This window comes from Bradyrhizobium sp. WSM1417 (assembly GCF_000515415.1).
Lineage (GTDB): Bacteria > Pseudomonadota > Alphaproteobacteria > Rhizobiales > Xanthobacteraceae > Bradyrhizobium.
Map to the genome: position 1 here is coordinate 6,168,017 of NZ_KI911783.1, position 13,359 is coordinate 6,181,375.

Annotated in this window: 12 protein-coding genes; 4 read left to right on the forward strand and 8 right to left on the reverse strand. The window is 63.8% G+C overall.

Features of this window, described 5'->3' with window-relative positions; all coding sequences use genetic code 11:
* Nucleotides 1-16: 16 nt before the first annotated feature.
* Nucleotides 17-1,372 (reverse strand): hypothetical protein, encoded by a 1,356-nt coding sequence (locus BRA1417_RS0130370; RefSeq protein WP_027519010.1) that lies wholly within the window; start codon nt 1,370-1,372, stop codon nt 17-19.
* A gap of 173 nt (nt 1,373-1,545) precedes the next feature.
* On the opposite strand from BRA1417_RS0130370, the gene BRA1417_RS0130375 reads away from it, so the two are divergent.
* Complete coding sequence (locus BRA1417_RS0130375) at nt 1,546-3,264, forward strand: caspase family protein (RefSeq protein ID WP_027519011.1); 1,719 nt, start codon at nt 1,546-1,548, stop codon at nt 3,262-3,264.
* Nucleotides 3,265-3,404: 140 nt separating this feature from the next.
* On the opposite strand, the gene BRA1417_RS0130380 is transcribed toward BRA1417_RS0130375, so the two are convergent.
* From BRA1417_RS0130380 to BRA1417_RS0130405, 6 genes are all read right to left on the reverse strand, one after another.
* Nucleotides 3,405-4,523, reverse strand: a complete 1,119-nt coding sequence (locus BRA1417_RS0130380; protein ID WP_027519012.1) for a cobalamin-independent methionine synthase II family protein — start codon at nt 4,521-4,523, stop codon at nt 3,405-3,407.
* A gap of 19 nt (nt 4,524-4,542) precedes the next feature.
* Nucleotides 4,543-5,259, reverse strand: coding sequence for an ABC transporter ATP-binding protein (locus BRA1417_RS0130385; protein ID WP_027519013.1), 717 nt, complete (start codon nt 5,257-5,259; stop codon nt 4,543-4,545).
* Nucleotides 5,252-6,007: an ABC transporter ATP-binding protein gene (locus tag BRA1417_RS0130390; protein ID WP_027519014.1), complete on the reverse strand. Its 756-nt coding sequence runs from the start codon at nt 6,005-6,007 to the stop codon at nt 5,252-5,254. Before BRA1417_RS0130390 ends, BRA1417_RS0130385 begins: the two co-directional genes overlap by 8 nt.
* The gene (locus tag BRA1417_RS0130395; protein WP_027519015.1) at nt 6,004-7,032 is read right to left on the reverse strand and encodes a branched-chain amino acid ABC transporter permease; all 1,029 of its coding nucleotides are present in this window, start codon (nt 7,030-7,032) and stop codon (nt 6,004-6,006) included. Before BRA1417_RS0130395 ends, BRA1417_RS0130390 begins: the two co-directional genes overlap by 4 nt.
* Nucleotides 7,033-7,040: 8 nt before the next feature.
* Nucleotides 7,041-7,910 (reverse strand): branched-chain amino acid ABC transporter permease, encoded by an 870-nt coding sequence (locus BRA1417_RS0130400; RefSeq protein ID WP_027519016.1) that lies wholly within the window; start codon nt 7,908-7,910, stop codon nt 7,041-7,043.
* 166 nt (nt 7,911-8,076) lie between these two features.
* Nucleotides 8,077-9,267, reverse strand: a complete 1,191-nt coding sequence (locus tag BRA1417_RS0130405) for an ABC transporter substrate-binding protein (protein ID WP_027519017.1) — start codon at nt 9,265-9,267, stop codon at nt 8,077-8,079.
* Between the two features lie 511 nt (nt 9,268-9,778).
* On the opposite strand from BRA1417_RS0130405, the gene BRA1417_RS0130410 reads away from it, so the two are divergent.
* Nucleotides 9,779-10,063, forward strand: coding sequence for a hypothetical protein (locus BRA1417_RS0130410; protein ID WP_027519018.1), 285 nt, complete (start codon nt 9,779-9,781; stop codon nt 10,061-10,063).
* A gap of 39 nt (nt 10,064-10,102) precedes the next feature.
* Here BRA1417_RS0130410 and purU read toward each other — a convergent pair whose 3' ends face one another.
* Nucleotides 10,103-10,966: a formyltetrahydrofolate deformylase gene (purU, locus tag BRA1417_RS0130415; RefSeq protein ID WP_027519019.1), complete on the reverse strand. Its 864-nt coding sequence runs from the start codon at nt 10,964-10,966 to the stop codon at nt 10,103-10,105.
* Nucleotides 10,967-11,123: 157 nt separating this feature from the next.
* Here purU and BRA1417_RS0130420 point away from each other — a divergent pair, with 157 nt between their 5' ends.
* Together BRA1417_RS0130420 and BRA1417_RS0130425 are read left to right on the forward strand one after the other, a co-directional pair.
* A complete protein-coding gene (locus tag BRA1417_RS0130420; protein ID WP_027519020.1) occupies nt 11,124-11,966 on the forward strand; it encodes a uroporphyrinogen-III synthase in 843 nt (280 codons plus the stop codon).
* A gap of 123 nt (nt 11,967-12,089) precedes the next feature.
* On the forward strand, nt 12,090-13,352 hold the full coding sequence (locus BRA1417_RS0130425) for an MFS transporter (protein ID WP_027519021.1): 1,263 nt from the start codon (nt 12,090-12,092) through the stop codon (nt 13,350-13,352).
* The last annotated feature ends 7 nt before the right edge of the window (nt 13,353-13,359 follow it).

Here is a 13,359-nt window from a genome sequence, read left to right on the forward strand (position 1 = left end):
TTAGCTTTGAATGATGTCAATCACGCCGGCGCGAGATGACGTAGGATTCGTCGAGAAACCAGAGCCCATTGTACTTTCGCAGCACGTCCCTGGCGGCATCCAGAGTGCGGCCGTTTTGAGTCATTTCCGTCAACCGGTCGTCCTCAATCTGAGCCACATACACCGCCGCATTCCAGGCTGCAAAGGCCGTCGAGGTTCCGATAGTGCCCGTCACCTCGTTGGGCAGCGCTTCCATATCATACCTGAAGATCGAGCGGTTATCTGCGTAAGCATTAAAATTTAGGTCGCGGCCCACCGAGCCGAGCTCGTACTTCACCGCGCGCAATAGCTCATGACGGCTCACCGAGAAAGGATTTTCTCCGGGCCAGATCGCCTGGATCATCTCCATGCCCGGATCCTGGCCGTGGGAGTGAATTCCGATCAGGCGGCCGCCTGCCCGCAAGGCCCGCGCCAGGGGCGCAATGATCCGTTTTGCCCGGAAATTGACCGAGGACAGCGCGCGGTATGGCTGGGATGCAATGACGAGGTCGAAATTGGCCTCGGCCTGACCCGGCCGTGGAATGGTCGAATCGAGCAGAAATCGCTGGTCTTCACGGTAGAGCACCAGCACGACAGGCCGTTCATAGAGCGGCATCCCCGTGCGCGGGCTGACCGCCGCGCGCCAGTTTTGCTCCAAAAACGGCTTCAACTCCGCGATTTGCGTCTCGAACTCGCCCGAGGAAGCCCCCCGCAGGGGGACCTCATGCCAGACTGTCGCGGCTGCCGCCGCGGGCGATGCCGGCGTGAGCCAGGGCGCCTCCGCGTAAAGCATGTTGGTAAAAACGAACACCGAGGCCGGATGCTCGAAAATGCGATCCGGCACCTTGTCCAGCGTCAGGCGGAGGTCCTCGAGACTGAGCTCCTTGCCGGCGACGTAGAACGGCATGTGCGGAAAGCGCTGATGCATCGCGCGCAGCACGCGCGCCAGCACCGTGCCGTCGCCAACGCCGGCATCGAACACGCGCAACGCCGGGGGCCGGGGATGGATGCTGGCGAGCTCCAGCGCCACGCGCTCGGCGACGACCCGCTTCTCACTGCAAGTGTGGACGAACAGCAGGTATTTCTGGCGGTTCTCGAAAAAGCGGAAATTGCCGCGCGGATCGCGCTTTTCCGGGGGCACCTGAAGCCCCCGCGGCGGCGGCACGCCGCCGGCCATCGATGCGGCCATGTAGGCCTGGATCCGGTCCAGGGTATCGATCGTGATGCGCTTGCCCTCGCGCAGGCGGTGCACGAGCTTCCCATCGTTCACCGCGCGCCGGCCGAACGTCGACTCCGCCATGTCCGCCTTACGGCAGAACTCGGTGATTTGGCTCAGGATTTCGTCATTCTTCATAAAGTGGGACGCAGTGGGCAGAAGGATTGGGTAAGGCCTCGTAGCAAAATCTGCCCACCGGGGGAATAGGGGATAGAGTCGCCGCCGTTGCCGTGTGCACAACAAGGAGGCCGTGAACCACCTTCCCTTGCCGGGCAACAAACAGACGCCCCTCCTCACCGGGACCACCGCCAATGCGTCGCCTGCTCGTCGCGCTCTGCCTGCTCGCCGCAACCCAGGGGTCGGCGCCCGCATTTGCGCAGGCGCGCAACCAGCTTGGGCCGCTCTGCACCACCGACACCACGCCGGCGGACCAGATGATCGACGCCTGCAGCAAGATCATCGCGCTGAAGGTGTTCAAAGGCGAGCAGCTCGCGACGGTCTACTTCTGGCGCGCGGTGGGCTGGAATAAGAAGGGCGACTACCCAAAGGTCATCACCGACGCCACGGAAACGATCCGGCTTCAGCCGAACCAGGCGGCCTATAATCTCAGGGGATCGGCCTACTACGACAGAGGCGAATACGAGATCGCGATCGCCGATTTCGACGACGCGCTGAAGCTGGGCCCGCCCAGCGGCATCATCTTCCACAATCGCGGCAATGCCTGGCGCGGCAAAGGCGATTACGCCAAGGCGATCGCCGACTACGACATGTCGATCAATGCCGACCCTAGATCGGCATTCTCGTACCAGAACCGCGGCATCGCGAAGGAGGCTCTTGGCGATCTCGACGGCGCTCTGACCGACATCAACCAGGCGATCCGGCTCGACCCGACGCTGCCGCAGCCGCTGATCAACCGGACCGCGATGTGGCGTGTCAGAGGCGATTACGATCGCGCGATTGCCGACGGCAGCGAAGCGATTCGGCTCGCGAAGGAGAAGCCGCCGGTCAACATCATGACGCCGCCGAACAGCGTGCTGATCTCGGGCTACACCCATCGCGCGCTGGCCTATGAGGCGAAAGGCGATTACGCGCACGCGAGCGACGACTACAAGGCAACGCTGGCGATCGCGGCGTCCGATGCCGGCAGCAAGGCCAATCAGGCCACGGCAAAGGTGCGGCTGTCGCTGATCACCGACGCAAGCGCACCGATCCCGCGCGATGCGCCGTCAACGACGATCGAGCCGGCAAAGGCACCGGCTCCCCAGCAGACGGGTGCCGCGCCGCTCCCCTCGCCTGCTCCGGCCGCGCGCGGCACGCGCATGGCGCTGATCATCGGCAATGGCGCCTATGCGCATGTCAAGGCACTGCCCAATCCGCCCAATGACGCGCGCGCCGTTGCGAAGAGCCTGCGCAACATCGGCTTCACAGTATCGGAAGGCGTCGATCTCGACCGCGCGGCGATGCAGAAGATGACGCGTGACTTCTTGCGGGAGGCGGCACGGGCGCAGGTCGTGGTGGTCTATTATGCGGGCCACGGCGTGCAGGTCGACGGTCGCAACTATCTCATTCCCATCGACGTCGAACTCAAGCCGGGCGCGAGGATGACGGACGCGATGATCGACATGGACACGATCATGGCCGGCCTCGACGACCAGGTCCGCACCAACATTTTGATCTTCGATGCCTGCCGCAACAATCCGATGGCACAGCAGGTCGCATCAGTCGGCACCAGCCGCGCCATCGAAGCTGCCTCGGGCCTCGCAGCGCCAACGAGCCTCGGAGCCGGTGCGACGCTCGGCGCCGGCACGCTGATCGCTTTCGCCACTGCGCCGGGCCAGGTCGCGCTCGACGGCGAAGGCGCCAACTCGCCGTTCTCCGCCGCGCTCTCCCGCCATCTCGGCACGCCTGGGCTGGAAGTGCAGCAGATGCTGACGCGGGTGCGGGCCGAGGTGGTGTCGACCACGAAGAACAAGCAGGTGCCGTGGTCGAACTCGTCGCTGCTGGGCGAGGTTTATCTGGCGGAGAAGTGAGGGTCGTGTGCCTCACCCTCAGCTGTCATCGCCCGGCTTGACCGGGCGATCCAGTACGCCGAGAAGTCAGCGATTCTCCGAGAAGCTGCGGCGTACTGGATTCCCCGCCTGCGCGGGGAATGACAGCGGAGCAAAGAGGCTTATTGCCCCCACACTTCCTTTGCGATCTCCACCGCGAGGCTGAGCTTGGCCCACTGCTCCTCTTCGGAGAGGACGTTGCCCTCTTCCGTCGAGGCAAAACCGCACTGCGGGGAAAGCGCAAGCTGCTCCAGCGGGGCGAACTTGGCGGCTTCCTCGAGACGGCGCTTGATGGCCTCCTTATTCTCGAGTTCACCGAACTTCGAGGTGATGACGCCGACCACGACGACCTTGTTGCCCTTGGGCAGGAAGCGCAGCGGCTCGAAGCCACCGGCACGGTCGCTGTCGTATTCGAGGAAATAGCCGTCGTAATTGGTGCCGGCGAGCATGGTCTCGGCAACCGGCTCATAGCCGCCTGACGAAATCCAGGTCGAACGGAAATTGCCGCGGCAGACATGCGTCGTCACCACCATGTCGGCGGGCTTCTCCGCCAGCGCGTAATTGATGACGCGCGCATAGATCTGCTGGAGCCCCTCGGGATTGTCGCCCCGCTCGCGCGCCTTCTGCAATTCGTCCGGCGAGCAGAGATAGGCCCACACGGTGTCATCGAACTGGAGGTAGCGGCAGCCGGCCTCGTAGAACGCCTTCACGGCCTTGCGGTAGGTCTTGCCGAGGTCTTCGTAGAAGGCGTCGAGATCGGGATAAACGTCCTTGGAGATCGCCTTGCGGCCGCCACGGAAATGCAGCACCGCCGGCGACGGGATCGTCATCTTGGCGGTGACGTGGGCCTGGTCGGCGACCTTCTTCAGGAAGCGGAAGTGGTCCAGCATCGGATGGTCATCGGGGAAATCGAGCTTGCCGATCACGCGGACCGCGTCGTGCCGCGTCTCGACACCGGCGAACTGGATGCCGGTGTCGGGGTGGAACATTTCGCAGCCGGTGAGCTTGGCCAGGAAATCGAAATGCCACCAGGAGCGGCGGAATTCGCCGTCGGTAGCGAGCTTCAGGCCGAGCGAGGCCTGCTTATGCACGACCTTCTCGATCTCCATGTCCTCGATCTTGCGCAGATCGTCGGCCGAGATCTCGCCCTTCTCAAGCCTGGCGCGGGCTTCCTTGATCTTGGCGGGGCGCAGGAGGCTGCCGACCTCGTCGGCGCGGAAGGGGGCTTTGGTTCGCTGCATTTCTTACTCCCAGTTATTTTTAGTGGGCCGCCGCCCCTGCGACGCCGAGGTGGCGCTCGAGGACCGACGGGTCGGCCTTCAGCGCGGCGCTCGGGGCGTCGTGGACGATCGTTCCGCGCTCCAATATCACAACACGGTCGGCCAGCCCCAGAATCTTTTGGGCATTCTGCTCGACGATAATCGAGCAGATGCCGCCCGCCCGGGTGATGGTCCCGATCGCCTTCAAGAGCTCCTCGACGATGATGGGGGCAAGGCCCTCGGTCGGCTCGTCAAGGAGAAGCACTTTCGGATTGAGGGTCAGCGCGCGGCCGATCGCCAGCATCTGCTGCTCGCCGCCGGAGAGCTGGTTGCCAAAATTGCTCCGCCGCTCCTTCAGCCGCGGGAACATCTCGTAGACCCTCTCGACAGTCCAGGGACCGGGCTGGGCCACTGCGGACATGTTCTCCTCCACCGTGAGCGAGCGGAAGATGTTACGCTCCTGCGGCACCCAGCCGATCCCGGCGCGCGCCCGCTGGTCCGGCCGCAAAGTCGTGACGTCGGTGCCGGCCAGCCCGACGGTGCCGGAGAAGCGACGGGTGACGCCGACGATCGAGTTGATCAGCGTGGTCTTGCCGGTGCCGTTGCGCCCCAACAGCGCCAGCACCTGGCCCTCGGCGAGACGCAGGGACATGTTGGGCAGCACCACGGCCTCGCCGTAACCGGCGCGAAGGGAGTCGATCGCGAGCAGGTCAGACATTGACCGCCTCCTCGCCGAGATAGACCGCCTTGACCTGCGGGTCGCGCGCGACCTGCTCGGGCGGGCCCTCGGTGAGCAGCGCACCGGAGACCAGAACAGAAATGCGGTCGGCGAAGGAGAACACGAGGTCCATGTCGTGCTCGATCAGCAGCACCGTGACGTCGCGCGGCAGGCTGCCTACGACGGCGAGAATGTCATGGCGCTCGCTCTCGGGCACGCCGGCGGCGGGCTCGTCCAGCAGCAGCACGCGCGGCTTGGCGGCGATCGCGACCGCGATCTCGAGCAGGCGCTGCTTGCCGTAAGGCAGCGTCACGGTCTGCTCGTTCATGACGTCGAGCAGGTGGAAACGCCTCAGGAGGTCCGCGATCTCGCCATTGACGTCGCTGCGCGTGCCCATCCGCCGCCACCAGTCGCCGCCATGACCGAGGCGCTCGGAGACAGCGAGACCGATGGTCTCGAGCGGGGTCAGGTCGGGATAGAGTTGGTTGATCTGGAAGGTACGGGACAAGCCGCGCAACACGCGCTTGTGCACGGGCAGATCGGTGATGTCCTGGCCTTCGAGCAGGATACGGCCCGAGTTCGGCTTGAGCACGCCGGTCAGCTGGTTGATGACCGTGGTCTTGCCGGCGCCGTTCGGGCCGATCAGCGCGTGGCGGGCGCCTTGTTCGATTTTGAGCGACAAGTCGCGGGTGACGCGCAGACCACCGAACTGCTTTTCGAGATTCTGGGTTTCGAGCGCGATGGTCATGCATCGCTTTCCGGCACGGCGACGACGGCCTTGCGCCCGGCTATCTGCTTGATGACCAGATTGGGCACATACAGCATCCAGCGATGCAGGCGCTGGCGGCCGACCAGGACAATCACGACCAGCACGAGGCCGATCCAGAACTGCCAGTATTGCGGGGTGATGGTGGAGAACAACTCCTGCAGCATGCGGAACAGCACCGCGCCGATCAGCCCGCCATAGAGATAGCCGGTGCCGCCGATGACGAGCACCAGCATCAGGTCAGCCGAGCGCTCGAAGGCGAACACGTCGAGCGAGGCGATCGCGGTGGTCTGGGTGAACAGTGCGCCTGCGATGCCGGCATAGAACGCCGCGAGCGTGTAGATCGCAATCAGGCGGCGGTTGACGGGAATGCCGATCGCGGCCGCGCGCACTGGATTGTTCTTGATCGCCCGCAACGACAGCCCGAACGGCGAATGCACGACGCGGCGGGCGAACAGGAACAACAAAAACAGAACGGCGAGCGAATAGAAGAAGCCGGTCTTGCCGAACATGTCGAACGGGATCTCACCGAAAATCGGCTGCATCTCGATACCCTGCAGGCCGTCGGTGCCGCCGGTGATGTTGGAGAAGCGTTCGGCCAGCGCCTCCAGCAGCAGCGCGATGCCGAGCGTGACCATCAGCCGAGTCAGGTCGACGCCGCGGATCACCAGGAAGCTGGTGGCGAAGCCGAGCACCATCGCGACAAGGCCGGCGACGACAAGCGCAAGTACGGGCTCGTTGATGATCCCGTGCAGCGCAAGAAGCCCGGCGGCGTAAGCACCGACGCCGAAGAAGGCGGCATGGCCGAGCGAGACGATGCCGGCATAGCCGAGGACCAGATCGAGCGACATCGCAAACAGCGCCAGCCGCAGGATATCCGTCATGATCAAATAACGCGTGGGAAATACGAAGCCGCAGGCCAGCACGATCAGCCAGAAAGCGGCCTCGCCATAATGCCAGCGTGCCTGGCGCTGGGCGTGATAGCCGACGTCGGAGGAGGCGCTCATCGGCGAACTCAACGCGCGGCCGTGCGGCCGAACAGACCGTTCGGGCGCCAGATCAGGATCACGATCATCATGGTGTAGATCACGAAAGGTCCCATCTTCGGAACGTAATATTTGCCGGCGACGTCGCCGATGCCGAGCAGCAGCGAGGCCAGAAACGGGCCGGTGATCGAGGACGAGCCGCCGACGGTGACCACGATCAGGAAGTAGATCATGAACTTCAGCGGAAAGTACGGGTCGAGGCCGAGGATCTCGGCGCTCAGCGCGCCGCCGAGACCGGCCAGGCCGCAGCCAAAAGCAAATGTGAAGGCGAACACCTGCGGCACGTTGATGCCGAGACCACTCGCGGCGCGGGGATCGTCGACCGCGGCACGCAGGCGGCTGCCGAACCGCGTCTTCGCGAGCACCATCTGGAGAGCAATGGTGAGCAGTCCGCAGATCACGATGATCATCAGCCGGTAACGGCCGATGCCGACGCCGAACACGTCGAACTGGCCCTGGAGCGCAGCCGGCAAGTTGATGAAGACCCGCGAGGAGCCCTGGATGTAATCGACGGCCGCGACCGACATGAACGTGAGGCCGATCGTGAACAGCACCTGGTCGAGATGGCTGCGCGCATAGAGGTTTCGGTACAGCGTGCGCTCGAGCACGATGCCGATCGCGGCAGAGGAGACGAAGGCAAGCGGCAACGCAGCGAAGAATGGCCAGCCCATCCGGTTGACCAGCACCATGCAGACATAGCCGCCGGCCATGGCGAAAGCGCCATGGGCAAGATTGACGAAGTTCATCAAGCCGAGCGTGACCGCGAGCCCGCAAGCCAGCACGAACAGCAGCATGCCGTAGGCAACGCCATCGAACAGGTTGGTGAGGATTGAGGTCATCGTCTCAGCTTGGAGTTGGGCGTCATGGCCGGGCTTGTCCCGGCCATCCACGTTCCTGGTTCGGCTCTCGCGTGGATGCCCGGGTCAAGCCCGGGCATGACGAGAGTGGCGGGCGAGATCCCCGATGCGTGCTAATGCGCGCTCGGGGATGACGCGCTTTCGCGCGTCACTTCTTGGTTTTGCCGAGATCCTTGACGGCCTCGAAGGTCGCGAACTCGACGTTGTAGAGCTCGCCGTCGACCTTCTCGACCTTCCGGATGTAGATGTTCTGCACGATGTCGCGGGTCTCGGGGTCGATCGAGATCGGGCCGCGCGGGCTCTCCCACTTCTGGCCCTTCATGGCTTCGACCAGCTTGGTGCCGTCGGTGTCGCCATTGGTCTTCTTCAGCGCTTCGTAGATCAGGTGAATGCCGTCATAGCCGCTCACCGCCATGAAGCCCGGCCGGTTTCCGTACGCCTTCTTGTAGGCCGCGACGAAATCCTTATTCATCTGCGAGGGATGCGCCGCGGAATAGAGGTGAGCGGTGACCGTGCCCAGCACGGCGTCGCCCATATTGTTGAGGAGGTCGTCGTCGGTCACGTCACCCGGTCCGATCACCTTGATGCCCGCCTTGTCGAGTCCGCGTTCGGCATACTGCTTCATGAAGTTGCCGCCCTGGCCGGCCGGCACGAACACGAAGATCGCGTCAGGCTTGGCATCCTTCATACGCTGGAGGAACGGTGCGAAATCGGGATTGGCAAGCGGCGTCTTCACCTCTTCGACCACCTCGCCGCCACCGGCGGTGAAGTTCTGCTTGAAGAAGTTGAGCGCGTCATTGCCCGGCGCATAGTCCGAGGTCAGGGTCGCCACCTTCTTGATGCCGTTTTTCACCGCCCAGTCGGCGATGATGGTCGAGGACTGCGCCAGCGTGAAGCTGGTCCGCACGATATAGGGCGAGCGCTCGGTGATGATGGAGGTGCCGGCCGCCATCACGACTTCCGGGATCTTGGCTTGCGTGGCCAGCGGCGCCGCCGCGAGCGCGGCCGGCGTCACGCCGAAGCCGGCGATGAAATGGACCTTGTCGTTGACAATCAGCTCCTGCGCGGCAGTCTTGGTCTTGTCCGGAATCGCAGCATCGTCCTTGAGGATGATCTCGATTTTCTTGCCGGCGACGGTGTCGCCCTTCTGCTGCATGTAGAGCTTGATCGCGTTCTCGATCTGCTTGCCGGTCGAGGCCTGGCCGCCGGTCATCGGCAGGATCAGGCCGACCTTGACGCTGTCCTCGGCCTTGGCCGGAGCGATGGCAGCGAGGCCCGCGATGGCGGTAGCTGCTGCGGCCCAAATAGTCCTACGAGACAGTTTTTTGCGTTCGAACATCAGATGTCCCTCCCCTTCATTCCTGATCTCTTGTGCGCCGGACCGAGTGCCCGGTCCTTGCCTTAAGTCGAGCTCACGCACGCGTGATGTCGCGCGCAACATGGCGTCTTCCGCGCCCTTATTGTCAATCGGACGTTTGGCGACCATTCGGCGCAAGCCAAGCGTTCCGATTGCCGTCGGCCAGAAGCGATATCGGGTCACGTCCGGCATCGTGACTGCGATCGCTTTCTTTTGTACAATTGTACAAAATTAATGGACCTGTCAACGAAAAAGCCCCCTCTCCGACCGAGCGACTTTGTCGCGAGCCCTTGCCGCAGTCTAGAAACGCTGCCAGCCGGGTGCATGGAGGATTTCGTCTTTTGTTTGCAGAATCTGAACATCGGCAGGGCTGGGTCGATACACTCCGGTATCAAATTACCTACCTCGAATAAGTCTATTTTACCTGTTGAAGGCTACTCTCCCGACGACAGCCTGACCTGGCGTCCAACACGACTGACCTCGCCTCCGTACAATGCCCAGATCCGCCCGTCCCCTCCTGATCCTCCTCGCGCTCTCCGCGGGCCTGTCCGGCTGCGGCACCGTCAACGAAAAGCTCTCGTCCGGCATGGGCGACTACGTCCCGCAATGGGCCGGCGGCTTGCCGGCGGACGCCCCGCCGCGGGCGGGCACGCCGCAATACGATGCCTTCATGAAGGAGCGCGAGCGCAAGCGGCTGATGCCGGCAGCGGATCGGGAAAAGGAAGAGCAGGCGCAGAAGAGCGCAACGGGCTCGGCGTCCGGCACGGCGGTACGTTAAGTCGTGCCCCTCGACGCTTGCGGCGAGAGGTGAGGCAAATCAATCCACGAACACCACGGTCTTGCGGCCGTTGAGGATGACGCGGTCGTTGAGATGGTAGCGGATCGCGCGCGCCAGCACGCGGCGCTCGATGTCGCGGCCCTTGCGGACGAGATCCTCAGGCGTGTCCCGATGGCTGATGCGCTCGACGTCCTGGTCGATGATCGGGCCCTCGTCGAGGTCGCGCGTGACGTAATGCGCGGTGGCCCCGATCAGCTTGACGCCACGCTCATGGGCCTGGTGATAGGGTTTTGCGCCTTTGAAACCCGGCAGGAACGAGTGATGGATGTTGATGCAGCGTCCCGACAGATTTGCCGAGAGGTCGTCGGACAATATCTGCATATAGCGGGCAAGCACGACGAGATCGGTCCCGGTCTTGGCGACGAGATCGAGGATCTGCGCCTCCTGCTCGCGCTTGGTCTCTCTCGTAACAGGCAGATAGTGGAACGGAACCCCGCCGAAATCGAGCCCGTCATAGACTTCGCGCGGATGGTTGGAGACGATTGCGGCCAAAGTCATCGGCAGCTCGCCGGTCCGCCAGCGATAGAGGATGTCGACCAGGCAGTGATCGGACTTCGACACCAGCAGCATCACCTTGCGATGCGCGGCCCGATCGCGCATCTGCCATTCCATGCCGAAACGCTCGGCGATTGCGGCAAAGCCGGTCTGGAGCGCCGACAGCTCCACGGCGAGATCGGCGGCGGTGAACACCACCCGCATGAAGAACTTGTTGGTCTCGGTGTCGTCGAACTGTTGGGCGTCGAGGATGTTCTGTCCGGAATTCGCCAGGAAGGTCGACACCGCCGAGACGATGCCGGGACGATCCGGACAGGACAGGGTCAGGACATATTGATGATCGGGCATGGTCTTTGAAACAATGGGCCTTGATGAAGGTTTGGGCAGCGGCAGCGGAACGAGCCGCGATTTGCGCCCTGCTCTATCACCGACCCCACCCTTGCGCCAATCCCGACCGTGGAGTCAGGATGAACGCACCATTGCTTTGACTGACCGGAGTAGGCTCATGGCCGACCGCTTGAACGGCACCCGCATCCTGATCCTGGAAACGCGCGAGGAGGCGCAGTTTTCGAAGCTGCTGGCCGAGCAAGGCGCCGAGGTCGTGCAATGCCCGATGTTCACCATCCAGGATGCACCGGACCCCGCCCCGGTCGAGGCCTGGATCCGGCGCGCCATCGACAAGCCCTTCGACGACCTCGTGTTGATGACCGGCGAAGGGCTGCGGCGGATCATGAAGCTCGCCATCGCGCGAGGGCTCGACCAGGCTCTCATGGCGGCGCTTGCCAGATCAAGAAAATTCACCCGCGGCCCCAAGCCCGGCAAGGCACTGCGCGAAATCGGACTCGAGGCGCAGCAGACCACGGACAAGCCGACCACCGAGGGCGTGATCGAGATGCTCGCCAAGCTCGATCTGAAGGGGCACCGCCTCGGCCTTCAGCTCTATCCCGACAAGGATCACAATGCGCTGACCGATGCGCTTGCCGCGCAAGGTGCCGAGGTCGATGCCGTGCTACCTTATGCTTACGATTCCAAGGCGGCGGATGCCAACATCGTCACCGCGATCGACGACATGGCCGAAGGGCGAATCGATTCGATCGCGCTGACCAATCTTGGCCAGGTCCGCCGGCTCATCGAAGCTGCGAGAGCCCATGGCAGCGAGGCGAAGCTGCGCGCGGGCCTCGAGCGGACGCTGATCGCGTCGGTCGGGCCGGCGGTCTCGGGCGAGCTCACCGCGCATGGTTTGCGCACAGACGTCTCGCCTGCCGATGAAGCCTACTTCATGCGGCCGCTGATCTCGGCGATGGCCACTGCGCTCCTGGAGCGGAAATCGAGAACCGCTGCGAGCTAGGAGCAGAGCGCGGGAGCGGCCTGCAGCTGCCCCCGATTGACACAAGCGTCACCGGCGCTACGGTCTCGCACAGAAGAAGAAACAACAAGGCAAGGGAATCGCCGTGATACGCGCCATCGCGCCTTGAGCACACCCGCACGCCCCTCCGCGCTCGCGCCGTTTCGTATCCGCAATTATCGTTTCCAGTGGCCGTCCGATCTGCTCACCTCCTGGGCATTCGAGATCGAGACGCTGGTGCTCGGCTGGTACATCATGGTCGAGACCGGCTCAGTGCTGCTGCTCACCGTGCTTGCATCGCTCCAGTTCGTCGGGACATTGGTGGCGCCGGTGTTCGGCATGATCGGCGACCGCATGGGTCATCGCGATCTCCTGGTCGCGATGCGTCTTGCCTATATGGTGCTCGCGTCGACCATCATGACTCTGGCACTGACCGGTCACCTGACCCCGCCAGGCGTCATGATCATCGTCGCAATCATGGGCCTGATTCGCCCTTCGGACCTCGGCGTTCGCGGCGCGCTGCTTGCCGAGATCATGCCGGCCGAGCAACTGGTGGGCGCCATCAGCGTTGCGCGCACGACCCAGGACAGCGCGCGCATCGCCGGCGCATTGACAGGCGCCGGACTGTTCGCGGTCCTCGGCATTGGCCTCGTTTACGTGGTGATCGTCTGCCTCTATTTCGTGGCCGCGCTGCTCATGCTCTGCCTGACCCGGCCGGAACGGACCATTGCCACAACTGATCTTCCGGCAGACAGCCGCGCTGTTTCGAGATTGCTGGGCGATTTGAAGGAAGGGATCGTCTACGCCTGGAATGGACCGGGAATGCGCGCGGCGCTGTGCGTCGCCTTCCTCGCCAACCTGACCGCATTTCCCTTCACCGGCGGATTGCTGCCCTACATCGCACGGGACATCTTTCATACCGACCAGACCGGCCTCGGTTATCTCTCCGCGAGCTTCGCCGTCGGCTCGCTGATCGGCTCCATCACGCTCAGCCTCGTCAGCGGAGTGCGCATTGCCCGGCTCCTGATCGGCGCGACGCTGGCCTGGTACGCCATGCTGCTGGTGTTCGTCGAGATCAGGACCATGCCGGTGGCGATGGCCTGCCTTGTGCTCGCCGGCATCGCCCAGAGCATGTCGATGATATCGGCTGCCGTGATCCTGATGCGGACGGCCAGCGCACATCTTCGCGGCCGCGTCATGGGCGTGCGCATGATGGTGATCTACGGCCTGCCGATCGGGCTCCTCGCGGCCGGCAGCCTGATCGACATCATCGGCTATACCGCGACGGGCTCGCTCTATGCCGTCTCGGGGTTCATCGCAATGATGGCGATCGCCGTGCGCTGGCGTGCCGACCTCTGGCCGGTGCACGCCCCCGCCAATACGCGATGACGAACGA

What these genes read in the sequence shown, in the direction of transcription:
- BRA1417_RS0130395 (WP_027519015.1), bottom strand. Translation starts at nt 7,032, where the DNA reads ATGAGCGCCTCCTCCGACGTCGGCTATCACGCCCAGCGCCAGGCACGC.
- BRA1417_RS0130370 (WP_027519010.1), bottom strand. Translation starts at nt 1,372, where the DNA reads ATGAAGAATGACGAAATCCTGAGCCAAATCACCGAGTTCTGCCGTAAG.
- BRA1417_RS0130400 (WP_027519016.1), bottom strand. Translation starts at nt 7,910, where the DNA reads ATGACCTCAATCCTCACCAACCTGTTCGATGGCGTTGCCTACGGCATG.
- BRA1417_RS0130380 (WP_027519012.1), bottom strand. Translation starts at nt 4,523, where the DNA reads ATGCAGCGAACCAAAGCCCCCTTCCGCGCCGACGAGGTCGGCAGCCTC.
- BRA1417_RS0130385 (WP_027519013.1), bottom strand. Translation starts at nt 5,259, where the DNA reads ATGTCTGACCTGCTCGCGATCGACTCCCTTCGCGCCGGTTACGGCGAG.
- purU (WP_027519019.1), bottom strand. Translation starts at nt 10,966, where the DNA reads ATGCCCGATCATCAATATGTCCTGACCCTGTCCTGTCCGGATCGTCCC.
- BRA1417_RS0130405 (WP_027519017.1), bottom strand. Translation starts at nt 9,267, where the DNA reads ATGTTCGAACGCAAAAAACTGTCTCGTAGGACTATTTGGGCCGCAGCA.
- BRA1417_RS0130375 (WP_027519011.1), top strand. Translation starts at nt 1,546, where the DNA reads ATGCGTCGCCTGCTCGTCGCGCTCTGCCTGCTCGCCGCAACCCAGGGG.
- BRA1417_RS0130410 (WP_027519018.1), top strand. Translation starts at nt 9,779, where the DNA reads ATGCCCAGATCCGCCCGTCCCCTCCTGATCCTCCTCGCGCTCTCCGCG.
- BRA1417_RS0130390 (WP_027519014.1), bottom strand. Translation starts at nt 6,007, where the DNA reads ATGACCATCGCGCTCGAAACCCAGAATCTCGAAAAGCAGTTCGGTGGT.
- BRA1417_RS0130420 (WP_027519020.1), top strand. Translation starts at nt 11,124, where the DNA reads ATGGCCGACCGCTTGAACGGCACCCGCATCCTGATCCTGGAAACGCGC.